Annotated in this window: 16 protein-coding genes; 5 read left to right on the plus strand and 11 right to left on the minus strand. The window is 72.1% G+C overall.

Annotation, left to right across the window (positions count from 1 at the left end; all coding sequences use genetic code 11):
• Positions 1–35 precede the first annotated feature (35 nt).
• The 3 genes from ACIQ87_RS00855 (at position 36) to ACIQ87_RS00865 (ending at position 3884) form a co-directional block, all read left to right on the plus strand.
• A complete protein-coding gene (locus ACIQ87_RS00855; protein ID WP_402399519.1) occupies positions 36–1268 on the plus strand; it encodes a cytochrome P450 in 1233 nt (410 codons plus the stop codon).
• Between the two features lie 21 nt (positions 1269–1289).
• Positions 1290–2309, plus strand: a complete 1020-nt coding sequence (locus ACIQ87_RS00860; RefSeq protein WP_402399522.1) for an alcohol dehydrogenase catalytic domain-containing protein — start codon at positions 1290–1292, stop codon at positions 2307–2309.
• 183 nt (positions 2310–2492) lie between these two features.
• Positions 2493–3884 (plus strand): multicopper oxidase family protein, encoded by a 1392-nt coding sequence (locus tag ACIQ87_RS00865; RefSeq protein ID WP_392870599.1) that lies wholly within the window; start codon positions 2493–2495, stop codon positions 3882–3884.
• A 67-nt stretch (positions 3885–3951) separates the two neighbouring features.
• On the opposite strand, the gene ACIQ87_RS00870 is transcribed toward ACIQ87_RS00865, so the two are convergent.
• The 10 genes from ACIQ87_RS00870 to ACIQ87_RS00915 all read right to left on the minus strand — a co-directional run bounded on the left by ACIQ87_RS00870 (position 3952) and on the right by ACIQ87_RS00915 (position 14861).
• Positions 3952–4314, minus strand: a complete 363-nt coding sequence (locus tag ACIQ87_RS00870) for a YciI family protein (protein WP_402399525.1) — start codon at positions 4312–4314, stop codon at positions 3952–3954.
• A gap of 252 nt (positions 4315–4566) precedes the next feature.
• Entirely contained in the window at positions 4567–5283 is a 717-nt protein-coding gene (locus ACIQ87_RS00875) for a DUF2306 domain-containing protein (RefSeq protein ID WP_402399528.1), read from the minus strand.
• 35 nt (positions 5284–5318) lie between these two features.
• Entirely contained in the window at positions 5319–6092 is a 774-nt protein-coding gene (locus tag ACIQ87_RS00880; RefSeq protein ID WP_402399531.1) for an SDR family oxidoreductase, read from the minus strand.
• Positions 6085–7638, minus strand: a complete 1554-nt coding sequence (locus ACIQ87_RS00885; RefSeq protein ID WP_402399534.1) for an FAD-binding oxidoreductase — start codon at positions 7636–7638, stop codon at positions 6085–6087. Before ACIQ87_RS00885 ends, ACIQ87_RS00880 begins: the two co-directional genes overlap by 8 nt.
• A gap of 164 nt (positions 7639–7802) precedes the next feature.
• Positions 7803–9317: a class I SAM-dependent methyltransferase gene (locus tag ACIQ87_RS00890; RefSeq protein WP_402399537.1), complete on the minus strand. Its 1515-nt coding sequence runs from the start codon at positions 9315–9317 to the stop codon at positions 7803–7805.
• On the minus strand, positions 9314–10177 hold the full coding sequence (locus tag ACIQ87_RS00895; protein ID WP_402399540.1) for a hypothetical protein: 864 nt from the start codon (positions 10175–10177) through the stop codon (positions 9314–9316). The genes ACIQ87_RS00890 and ACIQ87_RS00895 overlap by 4 nt, the downstream gene beginning before the upstream one ends.
• Positions 10167–11249, minus strand: a complete 1083-nt coding sequence (gene hppD / locus ACIQ87_RS00900; RefSeq protein ID WP_402399543.1) for a 4-hydroxyphenylpyruvate dioxygenase — start codon at positions 11247–11249, stop codon at positions 10167–10169. The genes ACIQ87_RS00895 and hppD overlap by 11 nt, the downstream gene beginning before the upstream one ends.
• A 15-nt stretch (positions 11250–11264) precedes the next feature.
• Positions 11265–11486, minus strand: a complete 222-nt coding sequence (locus ACIQ87_RS00905; RefSeq protein WP_402399546.1) for an MbtH family protein — start codon at positions 11484–11486, stop codon at positions 11265–11267.
• Positions 11483–13237 carry an amino acid adenylation domain-containing protein gene (locus ACIQ87_RS00910; protein ID WP_402399549.1) on the minus strand — a complete coding sequence of 585 codons (1755 nt, stop codon included), beginning with the start codon at positions 13235–13237 and terminating at the stop codon, positions 11483–11485. Before ACIQ87_RS00910 ends, ACIQ87_RS00905 begins: the two co-directional genes overlap by 4 nt.
• 49 nt (positions 13238–13286) lie before the next feature.
• Positions 13287–14861: a 4-hydroxyphenylacetate 3-hydroxylase family protein gene (locus ACIQ87_RS00915; protein WP_402399552.1), complete on the minus strand. Its 1575-nt coding sequence runs from the start codon at positions 14859–14861 to the stop codon at positions 13287–13289.
• A 200-nt stretch (positions 14862–15061) separates the two neighbouring features.
• Between ACIQ87_RS00915 and ACIQ87_RS00920 the strand changes: the two genes are divergently transcribed.
• The gene (locus ACIQ87_RS00920; protein ID WP_402399555.1) at positions 15062–16399 is read left to right on the plus strand and encodes an extracellular solute-binding protein; all 1338 of its coding nucleotides are present in this window, start codon (positions 15062–15064) and stop codon (positions 16397–16399) included.
• A gap of 64 nt (positions 16400–16463) precedes the next feature.
• Here ACIQ87_RS00920 and ACIQ87_RS00925 read toward each other — a convergent pair whose 3' ends face one another.
• A complete protein-coding gene (locus ACIQ87_RS00925; protein ID WP_402399557.1) occupies positions 16464–17852 on the minus strand; it encodes a condensation domain-containing protein in 1389 nt (462 codons plus the stop codon).
• Between the two features lie 194 nt (positions 17853–18046).
• On the opposite strand from ACIQ87_RS00925, the gene ACIQ87_RS00930 reads away from it, so the two are divergent.
• Complete coding sequence (locus tag ACIQ87_RS00930) at positions 18047–19288, plus strand: acyl-CoA dehydrogenase family protein (RefSeq protein WP_402399560.1); 1242 nt, start codon at positions 18047–18049, stop codon at positions 19286–19288.
• The last annotated feature ends 33 nt before the right edge of the window (positions 19289–19321 follow it).

Genomic DNA, 19321 nt, shown 5'->3' on the forward strand with positions numbered 1-19321 from the left:
GTCCGACCGTTCCCATCGACCGCTCGGAGACCTCCATGGCAATCCCCGAACCCGTCGTCATCGACCGCACCGGACGTGACATCCACGCCGAGGCCGCCCGGATCCGGGCGAACGGCCCGGTCACCCGGATCGAACTGCCCGGCGGCGTGCTCGCCTGGTCGATCGCCGACCACGAGACCGCCCGACAGGCCCTCAGCGACCACCGGCTGTCCAAGGACCCGCGCCGGCACTGGACGGACTTCGCCGAGGGCCGGATCGGCGAGGACTTCCCGCTCATCGGCTGGGTGCTGATGGACAACCTCACCACCCGGTACGGCGCCGACCACACCCGGCTGCGCCGGCTGACCGCCGGGGCCTTCACCCCGCGCCGGGTCGAGGCCATGCGCGCCGAGGTCCAGAAGGCCGTCGACGAGCTGCTGGACGAGCTGGCCCACTGCGAACCCGGCGAGGTGCTGGACCTCAAGGCCCGCTTCGCCCGCCCGATGCCCGCCCGGGTGATCTGCGACCTGTTCGGCGTCCCGGCCGAGGACCGCGCGCGGATCCTGCGCGGCGGCGAGGCGAACATCGACACCAGCCTCACCCCGGAGGAGGCCGCGGCCAACGTCGAGCAGTGGCACCGGGAGATGCTGGAGTTCGTCGACTCCAAGCGCCGCAGCCCCGGGGACGACCTCACCAGCGACCTGGTCCAGGTCCAGGAGGAGGACGGCTCCAGGCTGAACGACTCCGAGCTGGTCGGCACCCTGCACCTGCTGCTCGCCACCGGCACCGAGCCGGTGATGAACCTGCTCGCCAACGCGACCCGGGCCCTGCTCACCCACCCCGAACAGCTGGCGCTGCTCCGCAGCGGCGCGGTGAGCTGGGAGGACGTGATCGAGGAGACCCTGCGCGTCGAGGCGCCGGTCGCCCACCTGCCGTTCCGCTTCGCGGTGGAGGACATCGAGCTCGGCGGCGTCGTCATCGCCAAGGGCGACCCGGTCCTGATCAACTTCGCGGCGGTGGGCCGCGACCGCGCGATGCACGGCGACAGCGCGGACGCCTTCGACGCCGGCCGGCCGGACAAGGAGCACCTCTCCTTCGGCCACGGCGTCTACCGCTGCATCGGCATGCCGCTGGCCCGGATGGAGGCCGAGATCGCCCTCTCCGCGCTGTTCAGTCGCTTCCCCGACCTCGAACTCGCCGTCCCCGCGGGGGAACTGGAGCCGCAGGTCACCTTCATCATGAACGGCGTGCAGACCCTCCCGGTCCGCCTCACGCCGCGAACCCGCTGACACGAAAGGAAGGTCGGGCCGATGTGGGCTGCCGTCGTACCGGAGGCCAAGGCGCGCTGGGAACTGCGCGAGATCCCCACCCCCACGGCTGGACCGGGTCAGGTGCTGATCCGGGTCCACGCCTGCGGGGTCTGCCACAACGACCTCTGGGTGAGCCAGGGCGTCTTCCCCTTCCCGCCGCTCGACCCGGTGGTGGTCGGGCACGAGGCGGCCGGTGAGGTCGTCGAGGTCGGCCCGGGCGTGACCAGCCGCCGGGTCGGCGACCGGGTCGGCACCACCTGGGTGCAGGCGACCTGCGGCCGGTGCGACTACTGCCGGCTCAACCTCCCGCTCACCGGGCAGTCCGGGATGAACTGCCCGGAGTCGGTGATGAGCGGCCTCACCGTGCAGGGCGGCCACGCCCAGTACGTCGCGGTGGCGGCCGACAGCACGGTGCTGCTGCCGGACGCCCTCTCGTACGAGAGCGCCGCGCCGGTGCTGTGCGCCGGCTACACCGCGTGGAGCGCGCTGCGCGCCGCCGACCCCAAGCCGCACGAGCGGGTCGCGGTGCTCGGGATCGGCGGACTCGGCCACCTGGCCGTGCAGTTCGCCCGTGCGGCCGGCTTCGAGACCGTGGCCGTCACCAGCTCGCCGGACAAGCACGAGCTGGCCCGTTCGCTCGGTGCGGACCACGTGGTCGCCGACGGCGAGCAGCTGCGGGCGGCCGGCGGCGCCGACGTGGTCCTGGTGACCGGCACCTCCTACCGGGCGGCCACCGAGTCCCTCCAGGGGCTGCGGCCGAACGGCCGGATCGTGCTCGCCACCATCGACCCGGTCGACTCCTTCACCATCCCGCCCACCAGCCCGTTCTGGGCGCAGCGCCAGCAGGTGATCGGCGCCACCCACAACGGCCTCGACCAGCTCACCGAGGCCCTCGACCTGGTCGCGTCCGGGGCCGTCACGCCGATGGTCGAAGTCTTCCCCAAGGAACGGGTGGCCGAAGCACTCGAACGAGTCGAACAGGGTGGGGTACGCTTCCGCGCGGTCGTCAACTATCTCTGATTCACCGTCAAATACCGCAACCTGCAAGAAGCGCACGGTCTGATCAACGATCAGGATGGCGACCTGGGACGCACCCGAACAACGTTTCGGGCGCGCGGATACCGACTTGGGGAGGACATCCTGAACAGGCGACACTTTCTCGGCCTGGCGGGCATAGCGGCGAGCACCGGCGTACTGATACCGGTGAGCGCGCTGGCCGCCGGGGAGTCGGAGCGCCCCGGGCAGGCCGCCCGGGGCGCGGCCTCCGGGCCGTTCTCCGTACGGATGCCGGTACCGCCGACCCTCAACCCCGTGGCCCGCACCGCCGACACCGACGTGTACCGGCTCGACATCCTGCCGGCCGAGCTGGAGCTGATCCCCGGCGTCAAGACCAAGTGCATGACCTTCGGCGGCAGCTTCATCGGCCCGACGATCCGGGCCAAGGAGGGGCGCCGGGCCCTGGTGACCTACCGCAACTGGCTGCCCGAGCACGCCAACGTGCACCTGCACGGCGGCCACGTCCCGGCGGCCAGCGACGGCCACCCGATGGAGGTCATCGACCCGGGTGCCGAGCGGCAGTACGAGTACCCGAACCAGCAGCCCGGCGCCACGCTCTGGTACCACGACCACAGCCACCACATGGAGGCCGAGCACGTCTACCGCGGCATGCACGGCTTCTATCTGATCGAGGGTCAGGGCGAGAGCCAGTACGGGCTGCCGTGCGGCGAGTACGACGTCCCGATCGCGATCCGTGACGCCGAGATCGACGCCAACGGGCAGCTGGTGGCCGGCGACCCGCGGAACCGGAACGTGATCCTGGTCAACGGCCGCCAGAAGCCGTACTTCCCGGTGGCCGCGCGCAAGTACCGCATCCGGCTGCTGAACAACTCGACCCTGCGGTTCCTGAAGTTCAACTTCGGCTCCCTGCCGGTGCTGCAGATCGGCTCGGACGGCGGTCTGCTGCCCGCGCCGATCGACCGGACGGGGACGGACTTCCCGCTCGCCGCCGGCGAGCGGGTCGACCTGGTGGTGGACTTCTCCCGGCAGCGGGTCGGCACCCAGTGCTTCCTCACCAACCAGGGCCAGTTCACCGGCAACGACGAGGTCGAGCAGGTGCTGCGCTTCGACGTGACGCGCCCCGCCTTCGACTTCAGCCGGGTGCCCACCGCGCTGCGCGCGATGCCCGCGCTGGCGCCGGCCACGGTCCAGCGCGAGGTGCGGCTCTCCTTCGACCTGACCGGCAACCCGGTCGGCCTGATCGACGGCAAGCCGTTCGACGAGAACCGGGTGGACCAGCGGATCCAGCGCGGTGCCACCGAGATCTGGACGATCATCAACGACGACGGCGCCACCAAGTACGGCCCGATCCAGCACTCGTTCCACATGCACATGACGCAGTTCCGGGTGCTCGACCGGGACGGCCAGCCGCCGCTGCCCGGTGACGTCGGCCTGAAGGACACCGTCCCGCTCCCGCCCGGCACCTCGGTCCGGGTCCAGGCGACCTTCGCCGACTACCTGGGCAAGTACATGTACCACTGTCACATGCTCGAACACTCCTCGGCGGGCATGATGGCGCAGATGGAGATCGTCGACTGACCCCCGCACACACGACGGCGGGTCGGGCTGTTGGTCAGCCCGACCCGCCGCCGGCGTTTCTAGCGGATCACATCTCCAGGCCCTGCTCGAACATCACCTGACGGACCTCGATGCCGGTGTGCTTGGCGTCCGGGATCATCCCGGCCAGCTCGATCGCGCGCTCCCGGGTCTCGACGTCGACCAGGTAGAAGCCGCAGACGAACTCCTTGTTCTCCAGGTACGGGCCCTCGCTCAGCGCCGGAGCGCCGTCGCGGACCTTGACGGTCGTGCTCTTCTCGGGCTCCGCCAGCGCCTGGGTGTGGACCAGCTCGCCGGACTCCCGGAGGAGCTTCATGAAGTCGCCGTGGCCGGCGTAGACCGCCTGCTTCTCGTCCTCGGGCAGGCCCTCCCACAGCACGGGGTTCATGTGCATCGTCAGCATGTACTTCATCGCTGTCTCTCCTTGGGGGTGGCGCCCCGGGCGCTTCCCGGGGCTTCCACCGGAGACGTCGGAGCCGGCGGGCCGTTCTCGACATCCCCGGTCGTGCGTACAGGACGAATCCCAGGCAGGACGGCCTGCGAGTGGTTCGGCTGCGGTTCGGCAGGCGGTTCGGCAGGCCGGGCAGGCCGGCCGGGCCCGCCGGGGCCGCACACGCCGGCGGCCGGCCGTGGTGTCCCACGGCCGGCCGCTCGGTTCCCGTCGTCAGCGCACCAGTCGGGCGGCCCGCGGAGCCGTCCGCTCGAGCCACCAGTGGGCGACCAGCAGGTTGAACACCCAGCCCGCCCAGTTGGCCAGGTCGAGGAGGGTCATGATGTCGATCCGGAAGCCCGGGACGTGCAGCATCAGCTCGGCCAGCACCCGGCCCCAGGTCGTGCCGAGGGCCAGCGCGAAGCTGTAGACCATCCACCGGCGGTGGTCGACGAACCGGCGCTGGAGGGCCGCCCGGAGCCCGAGCAGGGTGGTGCCCAGCCAGAGCACCGCCATCATGGCCAGCCCGGTCTTGCCGGACGGGGCCGCGGAGTACGGCACCAGCACCAGCGCCAGCACCGCGCTGGGCAGCGCTCCGGCGAAGATGTAGATCCGGCCGCTCATCCGGTGCACGGCCGGGTGGTGGCGGCGGATCCACGGCAGGACCTGGAGGAGGACCGTCACCAGTGAGACGTTGCCGAGGACGACGTGCGCCACCAGGACCGCGTAGTGCGCCGGGAAGCCCGGGTCGAGCGGGATCCTGGCCTGATGGCTGTCCCCCGAGAGGTAGCGCGGGAAGGCGTACAGCAGGTTGAACACCACGACGGCGGCCAGGGCCGCCGCCCACGGGCTCTGCCACCAGCTCGTCGCGGCCGTGGCCGGTTCCGTGCCGGGTCTCGCCCGCCGTGGTCCGGTGGCCAGCGCACCGGTCTGCTCCGTGTTCTCTGTCACCGCTGGTCCTCAGCTTCCGTGTCGTCCTGGCAGGTTCAGTGGTGGTATTCGCCGGCGTTGACGTCCAGGCAGTGCCCGGTGACGGCGCGCGCCAGCGGGGAGACGAGGAAGAGCACCGCGTCGGCGACCTCGTCCGGTTCGGGCAGCCGGCCGAGGTCCAGGGTGGCGGCGATCTCGTCGTAGATCTCCTGGACGGTGATCCCGCGCTGCGCGGCGACGTGCCCCAAGCCCTCGCGCAGCGCGTCCGCCCAGATGTAGCCGGGGGCGACGGTGTTCACCCGGACGCCCCGCGGGCCGAGTTCGGTGGCCAGGCTCTGCGCCAGCGACAGCAGGGCGGCCTTGCTCATCTTGTAGGCGCCGAACGGGCGCTTGGAGTGCCGGATCACCGCCGAGTTGATCATGACGACCGATCCCCGGTTCTCCGCCAGCGCGGGTGCGAACAGCCGGGTGAGCCGCAGCGCGGCGTACACGTTGGTCTCGAACCCGGCGCGCACGTCGGCGAGGTCGACCTCGCCGAGGTCGACCATCGGCGGCACCGCGAAGGCGTTGTTGACCAGCGCGTCGACCCGGCCGAAGGCCTCCGTCGCGGCCTTGACCAGGGCGGCGGCCGACGAGTCGTCGGTGATGTCGGTCGGCACCACCAGCGCCCGGCGGCCGGTCCGCTCGACCTCCGCGGCGACCTCGACGAGCCGCGACTCGGTCCGGGCGGCGAGCACGACGTCCGCGCCCGACTGCGCGGACCGCAGGGCGATCGCCCGCCCGAGGCCGGGGCCGACCCCCGAGACCACGACGACCTTGTTCTCAAGCATCCTGATCCTCCTTCACATTCGCTTCACCGTCGGGGAGTTCGACCGACAGGGCGTGGCGGAACACGTTCCCGGGGTCGTACGTCCGCTTGACCTGCTGCAGGCGCGGGTAGTTGCCGCCGTAGTAGAGCGTCGACCAGGGCACCCCCGAGGTGTTCCAGGCCGGGTCGGCCAGGTCGCGGTCGGGGTAGCCGATGTAGGTGCCGTCGCTGTACTCGTCGGGCACCGGGACGCCGCCGCTCGGGGCGTACGCGTCGCGGTAGAACGCCCGGACCCAGGCGATGTTGGCCTCGTCCTGCTCCTCGGACTGCCAGATGCCGGCGCAGTAGAGGACCTTCAGGACGGAGTCGCGCTGGACGGCGGCGGTGGCGTCGGGGGCGACGGTGTTGACCTTCCCGCCGAAGCCCGCGGCCACGATGCACGACATCGGGTTGGTGTGCTCCGGATCGCTCAGGTAGCGCCAGATCACCCCGAGTTGGTGGTCGGTGAACCCCTTCCGCAGGTACGCCGCCTTGTCCTTGTAGCGTCCCTTCGGGTCGCTCGGGAAGCTGTACGAGGGCAGCCAGGAGCTGAACCAGGGGACGACCTCGGCGGTGTGCACCACCGGTTCCACGCCGACCCCGGCGGACACGGACTCGAAGTGCTCGGCGAACACCTTCTCGGCGTCCGGCCCGTCGTGGTCGATCACCACCGTCATCCCGAACATCCCGGAGTTGCGGTGGGTGACGATCAGGTTGCTCCACAGGCCGGCCGCCGGGGAGTCGGCGTCGTCGTTGTTCTCGTACCAGGTGGCGTAGTTGCGCAGCAGCGTGGTCAGGGACCGCTCGGTCATCCCGTCCCAGGGCCACATCACCGTCCGCTTCCAGACCCGGGCCGGCGCCTTGGGCAGCAGCCCGGCCGGGTCGTCGGTGTCCGCCCCCGGGGTGCGCAGCCAGTACCTGGTCACCACGCCGAAGTTGCCGCCGCCACCGCCGGTGTGGGCCCACCAGAGGTCGCGGTGCGGGTCGTCGGGCTCGGAGGTCGCCACCACGGCCCGGGCCCGGCCGGACTCGTCGACCACCACGACCTCGACGGCGTACAGGTGGTCGACGATCAGGCCGTCGCGGCGCGAGAGGGGGCCGTAGCCGCCGACCGGGAAGTGGCCGCCGACGCCCACCTCGAAGCCGGTGCCGCCGGGGATCGTCACCCCCCAGCGCTTGAACAGGGTGCGGTAGACGTCACCCAGCAGGGCGCCGGACCCGACCTCGATCGCGCGGCGCGCGGGGTCGTGGGCGATGCGGTTCAGCTCGGACAGGTCCAGCAGGATCTCGATGTCGGGCGAGGTGGTGAAGTTCTCGAAGCAGTGCCCGCCGCTGCGGACCGCGATCCGCCTGCCCGCCGCCACCGCCTCGTCGACGGCCGCCACCACCTCCTCGGTGGTGGTCACCAGGCGCACCTCGTCGGGGCGTCCGACGAAGCGGTGGTTGAAGCCCTGGACGAGGTTCTCGTACCTCGGGTCCCCGGGCCTGATCACCGCCGGGCCGGTCGGATCAACGGTCTTGTCGGTCATGCTCGTTCGTCCCTCCGTGTTCCTGCGCCGCAGAGACGTTCGCACGGCACGGCCGGGCGGCACATCTCGCGGATTGCGGTGTGATCGGGCGGGTGTGATCGGGTGTGATCGGGTGGGGCTGATCCGGCGCGCCGCGGGTCGGGCCCGGAAGTCGGGTGCCGGGATCAGGCGGCGCGTTCGGCGGTGATGACCGCGAAGGTGCCGGGGGTGTACTGGTCCCGGACGGTCAGGCCGGCGGCCGCCAGCCAGGCGCGCAGGTCGGCGAGCGCGAACAGCGGCATGCCGTCCGGGAAGCCGGGCCCCCGGAAGGTGCCCTGGAAGTGGCGGTCGACGGGGTCGGCGGCCTGCAGGAAGGTGAGCAGGGTGAAGCTGCCGCCGGGCCGCAGGCAGCGGCCGACCTCGGCGATCACCCCGGCCGGGTCCGGCATCGCCTGGAGGGCGTTCCAGCAGTTGACCGCGCCCAGCGTGGCGTCGCCGAACGGGAGCGCCTGCGCGCTCGCCCGGAGCGCGGGGACGTCCGGCAGCCGTCCGCTCAGCCAGGTGAGCATGGCCGGGTTGAGGTCCAGCGCGATCAGCCGCTCGGCGCCCACGGCCTCGGCCAGCACGGCGGTCCACCGGCCGGCTCCCGCGGCCAGGTCGAGCACCGGCCCGTCGACCGGGGCGGTGTGCGCGGCGATGTAGCGGTCCTCGTCGGCCGGCGTCACCTGGCCGCCGAAGTTGCCGCCCATCAGCCGCAGGAAGGCCGGCCTCAGCACGGTCTCGTAGTGCAGCCCGATGTTGCGCATGGCGGCGGCGTTCTGGAGGACGTCCTTGGGGTCCGAGGGCTCGCTGCGCTCGAACAGGTCCAGGTGGCCCGCGGCGGACGAGAACCCGGCGGCGCAGTCGGCGCAGCGGGCGCCGTCGGGGGAGACGTCCAGGCGGCCGGTGCAGGCCGGGCAGCGCAGCACGTCGGCGTGGCGGGTGAGGTCGGCGGTGCCGACGGCGTCGGCCGACAGCGCGGTGGTCCGATGCGGGCTGGTGTCGGCGACCACCTCGGTGGTGCCGTGGCGCAGCGCCCAGTACGCCTTGGCGCCGGAGTAGCCGATCAGCATCCGGGTGTCGCCGTCCCAGGTGGCGGCGAGCTGCGCGGGGGCGAGCGCGTCGACCCACGAGCGGTCGAAGGCGCGCTCGGCCTCGCTGAGCACCCACTCGGCCGGGGAGGGCCAGACCCGGCCCAGGACGGCGGTGGCCGGGTCCAGCGGCCGCAGCACCCGGTCGAGCCGGCTGAGGTCGTCCCGGGAGGGCTCCAGCGGTTCGACGGCCGCCAGGATGCGGTCGCGGTCGGCGGGGAAGTGCGAGAGCAGGTACAGCAGGGCGAGGGTGCGCCCGGGGTGGGCCCCGCGGTCCGCGAGCAGTTCGAGGAACCGGTCCAGCTCCTTGCCGATCGGCTCGGCCGACTCGCCGCCGACGGAGGCCGGTTCGGCGCCGGCCAGCAGACCGAGCAGCAGGACCAGCCAGCCCTGGCGCTCGGGCGGGGCCTGGTCCAGTGCGGTCAGCAGCGCCGGCACGGCGGCCGGGGCGAGGTCGCTCGCCCGGCCGTCCTGCCACAGCGCGTCCACCAGGTGCCGGAAGGCGGCGTCGCGCTGTTCGGCGTCGGCCGTCGTGAAGGCGGTCAGCAACTCCACGGGGGTCTGGGTCATTTGGGTGTCCTGTTCGGGCTCTGGCCGGCGGCTTCGGTCATCGAGCGGGCCAGTGCGAGGGCGTCCTCGCGGACCTGGCCGCCGAGGCGCGGGCGCTGACCGGTGTCGGAGTACTGCCGGGGCCGGCTGCCGCTGGTGCGGCGCAGCACGGTCATGCTGTTCTGGCGCAGCTTGCGGCTCTCCAGCAGGTTCAGCATCTCGAACTCGCCGGGGGCCAGCCGCTGGGTCTCGGCGATGTAGTCGAGGATCGCCTCGCCCTCGGGGTAGGTCATCAGGTAGTGCATGACGACGATCCCGCCGTCCGGATCGATCAACTCCCAGAAGTTCTCGAAGAAGTAGAGGCAGTCCCAGGCGTCGACCCAGGCGAAGTCGATCGGCCGGAACTCCTCGGGGAGGCGTCCGACGGCCCCGCGCATGTCGGAGTTGACGACGGTGACCCGCTCGGCGAGGCCGAGTTCGCCCAGCACCTCCGTCACCAGCGGGGCCGAGGAGCCGCTGTCCGAGAGGTCGTCGATCGCCACGAACCGCGGCTCGTACGGCTCGCGGTAGCCGGCCGGCAGCAGCAGCGCGGGCTCGCTGTCGATCCACGCCTCGTCCAGCTCCCGGCCGTCCGCGAGGTACGGCCGGGTCTTGCGGACCAGCGCGGCGGCCTCGGCCGCGGCCAGTTCCTCGGCCTCGGCCAGGGCCTTCGCCAGGAACGGCGTGGTGTACCCCATGCCGACCTCCAGCACCCGGCGGGGCCGGGCCAGGTGGATCAGGTGGGAGAGCAGCGGGGCCACCACCTCGGTGCCCATGCCGGGCACCCGCAGCCGCTCCACGGCCGTCCGGAAGCGGTCGTCGAAGATCCCGTCACGCGCCATCGGCCACACCCCTGCCCTTCTGGTACTCGATGGCCTGGTAGAGCGCCTTGATGTTGCCGCTGCCGAACGAGCGGGCCCCCATCCGCTCGATGACCTCCAGGAAGAGGGTGCCGCGCGGGTGCACGGACTTGGTGAAGATCTGGAACAGCTGCCCGTCGTGGTCCTGGTCGATCAGGATGTTCAGCCGCTCCAGGTCCGCCACGGAGTGCCGCAGCGGGGTGAGGCGGCCGGAGAGCAGCCGGTAGTACGCCTCCGGGGTGCCCAGGAACTCCACCCCCCGGCCGGCGATCGCGTCGACCGAGCCGACGATGTCGTCCGTGGTGAAGGCGATGTGCTGCACCCCCGGCCCGCCGTGGTCCTTCAGGAACTCGTCCAGGTGGCCGGTGACCTGGGCCTGGTCCGGTTCGATCAGGGTGAAGGTGACGGTGCCGTTCTGCACCACCTTGGTGATCATCACCTGCCCGTTGACCTTGATCCGCTCCGTGAAGATCAGCTCGAAGTCGAGCACCTCCCGGTAGAAGGCGACCGTCGCGTCGATCTGCCCTGGCTCGACGCAGATCGCGAAGTGGTCGACCTCCCGCAGGCCGAAGTCCGGCGCGGCCGGGTCGGTGGCGACCGGCGCCAGCCCGGGCAGCGGCCGCTCGTCGGCCGGGGCCGGCCGCTGGACGAAGGTGTGGGCGATGTCGCCGACGCCCATGATGGTCGCGGTGACCAGCTCGCCGTGCGCGGCCGGCCCGGCGACGGGCCGGGCGCCGCGCCGTACGGCCTCCGTGAAGGCGGCCCGGGCGTCCGGGACGCGCAGCGCGATGTCGGCGACCCCGTCACCGTGCTTCTCCACGTAGGCCGCTCCCGGGTGGTCGCCCGGCAGCGGCTGGCTGAGCACCACCCGGATGCCGTTGCGGCCGAGCGCCACCGAGCGGAGGTCCGGCGCCTGCGGGGCCGAACCCGCGTACACTTCCAGGCCGTAACCCCGGACCAGCCACTCGGTGGTGGCGGCCAGGTCGGCGACGTAGCAGGCGATGTGGTCGACGAGCATGCCGCCGAAGGTCTCCTGACCCGCGTCGAGGCTCATGTTCCAGACTCCTCGTCAGTCGTCGGGCTGCCCGGGGAGGCGCCCGGTGAGGCTCTTCGGCCTCAGATCGGTCCAGTGCTCGTTCACGTACGCGAGGGCGGCGGTCCGGTCGACAGGACCGTGCTCGGCCGTCCAGCCCGCCGGCACCGCGGCGGCGGCCGGCCAGAGCGAGAACTGGCCCCGCGCGTTGACCAGGACGGTGAAGCGGCCGTCCTCGGCGTCGAAGGGACTGGTCATCCCCGCTCTCCTTCCGGTCGGTCCAGCAGGTTCTCCAGCGCGGCCACCGAGGGCACGTCGAAGAACTGGGTGACGGTGAGCCGGACGTCCAGCGCCGCCCGGATCCGGCTGACCAGCCGCATCGCGTCCAGCGACTGGCCGCCCACCTCGAAGAAGCTGTCGTCGATGCCGACCTCCGGCACCCCGAGCACCTCGGCGAACAGGGCGCACAGCTGCCGCTGGCGCTCGGTCGCCGGCGCCCGGCGGGTCGAGTCGGTCACCGGTTCGGGCAGCGCCCGCCGGTCCAGCTTGCCGTTGGGGGTCAGCGGGAGGGCCGGCACGCTCACGAAGGCCGTCGGCACCATGTACGCCGGCAGCTGCGCCACCGCGTGCGCCCTCAGCGCGCCCGCCTCGACCCCGTCGGACTCCGGGACGTAGTACGCGATCAGGCGCTTCTCCCCGGACTCCGACTCCCGTGCCACGACGGCGACATGGGCCAGACCGGGGTGGCGCGCCAGCGCCGCCTCCACCTCGGCGGGCTCGATCCGGAAGCCCATCACCTTGAGCTGGTCGTTGGCCCGGCCGAGGTACTCCAGCAGGCCGTCCCGGTCGACCCGGACCAGGTCCCCGGTGCGGTACATCCGCTCGCCCGGAGCGTCGAAGGGGTTGGCCACGAAGCGTTCGGCGGTCAGGTCGGGCCGGTTGAAGTAGCCGCGGGCCAGGCCGCGTCCGGCGATGTGCAGCTCGCCCACCCCGCCGGCCGGCACCGGCCGCAGCTCGGCGTCCAGGACGTGCAGCCGGACGTCGTCCATCGGCCGGCCGACGCCCACCGGGCCGTCCGCCACGTAGGGGGCGGTCATCGCCGCGCTGGTGCTGAACAGCGTGGCCTCGGTCGCGCCGTACATCGCCCGCACCACCAGGCCGGGGTTGTGCTCCAGCACCCGCTGGACGGCCGAGGGGGCGATGACGTCGCCGCCGGTGAGCACCTCGCGCACGCCGGTCAGGCAGCCCGGGTCCTCCTCGGCGAGCACCCGGAACAGGCCCGCGGTCAGGTGGATGCCGGTGATCCGCTCCTCGGCGATCAGCCGGCGCAGGGCGTGCACGTCGAGGTCGCCCGGCGGGGCCACCACGATCCGCCCGCCGTGCAGCAGCGGCACCCAGAACTCGTAGGTGGAGACGTTGAAGGCGTACGGCGCCACCATCAGCACCCGCTCGTGCCGGCCCTGCGACCAGATCGAGTCCAGGGCCAGGCCGAGCGCGTCCCGGTGCGCGACCGCGACGCCCTTCGGCTCCCCGGTGGAGCCCGAGGTGTGGATCACGTAGGCGAGCGCGTCCGGCTCGACCGGGACGGCCGGGTCCGTCGCGGGGTGGTCGGCGAGGCCCTTCTCGCCCTCGACGACGACCACCTCGGCGACGTCCGGCAGGCCGCGCCCGCGCATCGCCTCGTCGGTCAGCAGCACCGGCGCCGCGCAGTGCTCCACGATCCACTGCTTGCGCGCCAGGGGGTAGGCGCTGTGCAGCGGGAGGTAGCAGCCGCCGGCCTTGAGCACGGCCAGCACCGCCACCACCAGGTCCGCGGAGCGCTCCATCAGCACCGCGACCGGAGACTCGGCCCGTACGCCGAGGTCCCGCAGCCGGTGCGCCAGCCGGTTCGCCCGCTCGTCCAACTCGCGGTAGCTGAGCCGGACTTCACCGGACGATACGGCGATCGCGTCCGGTGTCCGCTGCGCCTGTCGTGTGAAATGCCCCTGAAGGGAAGGGGAAGCCACCATGCCCTCCGATCCTCATCGATTGGTTGTCGGGCTGTCGTCGGCGCCCGGATCAGCTGTCGAGCAGCCCGTGCACGGAGTCGCTCAGGTCGGCGAAGGAGGACAGATCGGGTACGGTCCACCCGTTCAGGTCGTACTCCGCCAGGCACTCGTCGACCAGGCCCTTGTAGGCGTCCAGCTGGCCGTTGGCGAGCTGGGCGAAGAGCAGCTCGATCCGGGTGTTCTCGTGGCTGCCCGCGTAGTTGCGCTCGTAGAGCTCGTGGCGGCCGCCGAACTCGCTGCCGACGGCGTCCCAGAGCAGCTTCATCACCTTGACCCGCTCGACCGCGTCGACACCGCCGGAGCCGCGCAGGAACCGGTCCAGGTAGGGCCGGATTTCCGGGTTGTCGAAGTCCTTGGCGCTGGAGTTCACGTAGATCAGCCCGCTGGCCACGTCCTGCAGCACGATCTCCCTGATCCGCGGGTAGCCCGTCTGCATGAACCACCGGTAGGCCAGGCCGTACTGGGAGTTGGGCAGCACTGCGCCGTTGTGCCAGGCGACCGGGTTGCGGGCGGCCGCGTCGGACAGCCCCCAGAACAGGTTGCGCCAGGCCAGCACCTCGCCGAGCCGGCTCTGCACCCCGCGGAAGTCGCCGGTGCCGGTGATGTCCAGGGCCTTGGCCAGCAGCCCGGCGATGAACTCCAGCTTCACCGCGAGCCGGGTGCAGCCGTGGAAGGTGAACCGCTCGATGAAGCCGGACTGCCCGGTGAACAACCGGATCTTCTCCGGCTGGCCGTAGACGAAGACGTTCTCCCACGGGATGAGCACCTTGTCGAGCACCAGGATGGTGTCGTTCTCGTCCAGCCGGGAGGAGAGCGGGTGGTCGAAGGGGCTGCCCATCGCCGCCGCCGTCGCGGTGTAGGACGGGCGGCAGATCAGCTTCATCCCGGGCGCGTCCATCGGCACGGTGGCCACCAGCGCGAAGGTGCGGTCCTTGATCGGCAGGCCGTAGTGCGCGATGAAGTTGTAGTGCGTCAGCGCGGAGCCGGTGGCGACCACCTTCGCGCCGGACACCACCAGGCCGGCGTCCGTCTCCTTCTCCGCGTGGATGAAGACGTCCTTCACCTGGTCCGGCGGCAGGGAGCGGTCGACCGGCGGGTGCACGATCGCGTGGTTCCAGTACAGCACCTTCTCCTGCGACTCGGCGTACCAGCGCCGGGCGTTGTCCGCGAACGGCTCGTAGAAGTCCGCGTTCGCGCCCAGGGTGCCGAGGAAGGACGCCTTGTAGTCGGGGCTGCGGCCCATCCAGCCGTAGCTCATCCGCGCCCAGGCGGCGATCGCCTGCTGGTCGGCGACCAGGTCCTCCGCGCTGCGCGGGGTGGTGAAGAAGCGGTGGGTGTAGCCCTCGCCGCCGCTGTCGACCGGTGCGGTCAGCACCGGCCGGTGTCGCGGATCGTGCAGGGCGTCGTAGAGCCGCGCGGTCATCCGGACCGGGTTGTGGAACGCCGGGTGGGCGGTGACGTCCTTGACCCGGTCGCCGTAGAGGTAGATCTCCCGGTCGTCGCGAAGGCTCTCGATGTACTCCGCCCCGGTCAGCGGGCGGCTCCCGCGCGCATCTCCGGCGGTGGTCTCGCGGGCTTCGGCCATCAGACGCCTCTCCTTGCTGCCAGTTCACCGGACGAACCGAGCCTGACAGTTCCGCATGGGTGGCCGCTTCTCCCGACGTGCGCTCGCGCCGGCGGGGGCTCCGGGAGCCCCGGGAGTCAGCACGAGCGGAGATGCCCGGGGCCCGCCACCCCCGGAGCATGAGCATCTGGATTGCCCGGCCTGCCAGGAAGGATTCCGCAATGAGCAAGCGGATCGATCTCGACATCGTGGTGCCGCTCTACCCGTTGATGCCCTACTTCCAGGACCGGACCAGGGAGTTGGCGGAGAAGTTCACGGCCAACCACCCCGAGTACCGGATCCGGGTCACCGGCGTGGACTGGCTGTCGGTTCCGCAGACCATCCACGACGCCGCCCTGAAGGGCGAGGCGCCGACCATCGCGCAGTACTTCTACACCTCGACCCGGGACGCCCTCGACGCCCGACGGCCCGACGGCTCACCGCTGTTCACCTCGGTCGAGCGGGCGATCGCGGGCCGCACCGAGATCCTCGGCGAGCCGGTCGTGCTCGGCGACGTCGAACCCGCCGCCCGGCACTTCTACACCTACGACGGCGCGGTCGCGGCCATGCCGCCGCTCACCTCGACCACCCTGCTCTACGCCAACACCACCCTGCTGGAGCGGGCCGGTATCACCGAGGTCCCGCTGACCTGGGCCGGCATCGAGGCCGCCTGCCGGGCCGTCACCGCGCTTCCGGACGGGCCGGCCCACGGGATCACCTGGCCCAACCACGGCTGGTGGTTCCAGCAGTCGGTGGCCCAGCAGGGCGCGCTGCTCGCCGACCGGGACAACGGCCGCTCCGGCCGCGCCGAGAAGCTGTACCTCGACTCGGACGCGATGCTCGCCTACGTCGAGTGGTGGCGGGGGCTGCACCGGGCGGGCCTGTACCGCTACCACCCGAGCCGGGTGAACACCGAGGTCGACTGGAACCGCAACTTCCGTGCCTTCGCCGACCAGGAGGTCGCGTTCGTCCTCACCACCTCGGTCGAGGCGGCCCGGATGGCCCAGGCCGGCCGGGACGGCGGCTTCGTCGCCCGGGCCTGCCGGATGCCGTACAACGACCGGGTGCCGTACGCGGGCAACGTGATCGGCGGGGACGCGCTCTGGCTGGCGTCCGGGCTGGACCAGGAGACCGAGGACGGCGCCCTGGCCTTCATGCAGTACCTGAACACGCCGCGGACCGCCGCCGAGCGGCACCGGGAGACCGGGTTCATCCCGGTCACCGGCGGGGCGATCGAACTGCTGGAGCAGGAGGGCTGGTTCGGGCGCAACCCGCACTTCCGCACGGCGCTGGACCAACTCGCCGCCAACTCCGGCTCGCCGGCCGCCCGGGGCGCGCTGCTCGGCGAGTTCGCCGCGATCCAGAACGTCCTGACCACCGCCATGCACGACGTCCTGGCCACCGACGTGGACCCGCGGGAGCGCTTCGCCCGGGCGAACGCCGAGGCCCAGCTGCTGCTCGACGGGTACAACGACGCCTACCGGGGCCTGCGCCCCCGCGGCCCGATCCGGGTCGGCTGAGCGGGCCGAAACGACCAAGGGGCCGGCGGTTCCGCGGGGAGCGGAACCGCCGGCCCCTACGTACTCAGGAGTTCCCGGCACCGAGCTCCAGCGGCGCGTCCGGCGCGCCGACCAGCTCCCGCAGCACCTCGCGGAAGCGGTCCACCTGCTCCGCCATGGTGCTCTCGTCGTAGAGGTTGCTGTTGTACTGGATGCCGGCGACGACGTCACCGGCCGGGTCCAGGTTGAGCGTCCACAGCGCGCCGTTGGGCACGTCCGAGCCCACCGGCTGCGAGGTGAGCCGGCGGCGCACCTCGGTGAACTCCAGGTCCCCGATCAGCTCGCCGTCCAGCAGGAACGGGAACGGGAAGACCTGGAAGACGCAGGCGGCCCGCTCGTCCTCCAGCGTCGGCAGCATCAACTCCGGTGCCTGGGCGAGGATCTGGCCGAACGGGATGTCGTGGGCGTACGCCTCCAGGCTGGTGGTGCGGATCCTGGTGACCACCTCGGCGAAGTCGCGGGCCCCGGCCAGCTCCGTGCACAGCGGGAGGAAGTTGAAGAACGGCCCGACCGTGTGGTGGAAGCGGTCCTCGCCGCGTCCCGGCGAGAAGGTCGGCACCACCACCCGGGTGGTCCCGGTGGAGCGCGCGACCATCACCGCGAACGCGCCCATCAGCACCATGAACGGCGTGCTGCGCAGCGCCCGGCCGATCTCCACGGCCCGGGTGGTCAGGTCCTCGTCGACGGTGAAGCGGTACACGGCGGTGGACTCCGGCAGGCCGGAGGACTTCGGCCGGTCGGTGGGCACCGAGAGGATCCGGGCGCCGGCCAGCTGCTCCCGCCAGAAAGCGCGCGACTCCTCCAGCGCCGGGTTCTCGGCGAACTCCCGCTGCCACAGCGAGAACTCGCGGTACGGCAGGGCGTCCGGCAGCTCGGGCTGCCGGTGCCCGCGGCGCTCGGCGTAGCGGACGGCGAGGTCGCGGATGATCAGCCGGACCGACCATCCGTCGGCGGCGGTGTGGTGGACGACCAGCGCCAGGATCGCGTCGTCCTCGTCGAAGCGCAGCAGGGTGGCCTTCAGCAGCGGGAGTTCGCGCGCGCTGACGGTGCCCGACTCGACCTCGGTGATCAGCTCCTCGACCGCCTGCTCGCGGGCCCGGGCGTCCGCTCCGGACAGCTCCCGCAGCTCCAGCGGGACCGGGGTGGGCGGGTGGACCTCCTGGTACCGCTCGCCCTCGCCGCGGACGATGGCCGTGCGCAGGGCCTCGTGGCGGACCACCACGTCGTCCAGGGCCAGTTGCAGCGTCGCGGCGTCGACCTTCCCGCGCAGGCGCCAGCCGTGCACGATGTGGAAGTGCGGGCCGAACGGTCCCTCCTCGTCGCCGCGGTCGAAACCGCAGAGGAATTCCTGGTTGAAGGAGAGCTGTGTCCTGCTCTCCGGTGCGTTCGACTGCGGCTTTCCATCGGAGATCACGGGGAATTCCTCTCGCTGGTTCCGGGGCGAATTCGCCCCGGAACCGTAGCAACGGCCCCCGCCGCCGTGGTTCTTCGATCGTGCTGGCAATCAGGGAGATGCGCCCCGCCCCCGCCACGGGCGACAGTGGCCGGGAAATGTCCGCCCGGCCCCGGGCGGAACGCCCGCGCCAACCGTAGAGGAGCCGCGCCGCAATGACGGTCGCCACGAATGCCGCAGGGTCCGGCTCGCCGCAGCCGCCCGAACCCGGTCTGACGCCGAAGGAGGTCATCGCCAGGGCCGAGGCCATCGCGCCGCTCCTGGTGGCCCGGCAGGCCGAGACCGAACAGCGCACGTACTACGCCGAGGACACCCACGAGGCGTTCGCGGAGGCCGGCTTCTACCGGATCCTCGTCCCCAAGCGGTACGGCGGCTACGAGTTCGGCATCGACACCTTCCTGCGGGTGGCGATGACGCTCGCCCGCGGCTGCCCGTCGACCGGCTGGATGTACTGCCTCGGCGCCACCCACGCCCTGCCCGCGGCCTCGCTGTTCGGCGAGCGGGCGCAGGCCGAGATCTTCGCCGGCGGCGACTTCATCTGCCCGGCCACCATCGTGCCGAACGGCCGGGCCGAGCGGGCGCGGGACGGCGGCTGGCGGCTCGACGGCACCTGGAACTACTGCTCGGGCTCGCCGTACGCCACGCACTTCATGGGCCACGTCCCGGTGCCCGGCGAGGACGGCGAGCCGCCGGCACCGATGCTCTTCGTCGCCCCGCGCTCCCAGTTCCGCCGGCTCGACGACTGGGGGGGCCAGCTGGGCCTCAAGGGCAGCGGCTCGCACAGCATCGTGATCGAGGACGGCCGGGTCCCGGACCACCTGACGCTGCCGCGCACCCACATGAGCGAGGTCCTCGTCGACGGCGGCACCCCCGGCTACCGGCTGCACGGCAACCCGGAGTACGGCGGCGGCTCGCTCAGCTTCATGGTGCTGGAGGTCGCCTCGCTCGCCGTGGGCATGGCCCAGGGCGCGCTGGACGCCTACGGGGAGCTGATGCAGTCCCGCACGACGCTCTTCCCGCCGGTGGTCACCCGCGCCGAGGACCCGGACTACCAGTTCTGGTACGGCGAGGCGGCCGGCATGATCGCCACCGCCGAGGCCGCCGTGCTGCACGCCGTCACCCAGTGGCAGGACCTCTGCGCCCAGGGGCCCGGCGCCTTCACCCGGGAGCACGACCTGCGCCTGGCCACCATCTGCCGCGAGGTGATCCGGCTGTGCTGGCACGCTGTGGAGGGGCAGCTGTTCCCGACGGCGGGGTCGAGCGCGGTGCGGCAGGGCGAGCGGATCGAGCGGGTCTGGCGCGACCTGTCCACCCTGCACAGCCACTCCGGGATCGGGGTCTTCCTGTCCGCGGTGACGACCCGGGAGCTCGCCCGTGCGCGGTTCGGTGTCAAGTAGCCCGTCGATTCGAGTAGCCCGTCGAGCCGAGGA

It is taken from the genome of Kitasatospora sp. NPDC096204 (assembly GCF_044763205.1).
Lineage (GTDB): Bacteria > Actinomycetota > Actinomycetes > Streptomycetales > Streptomycetaceae > Kitasatospora.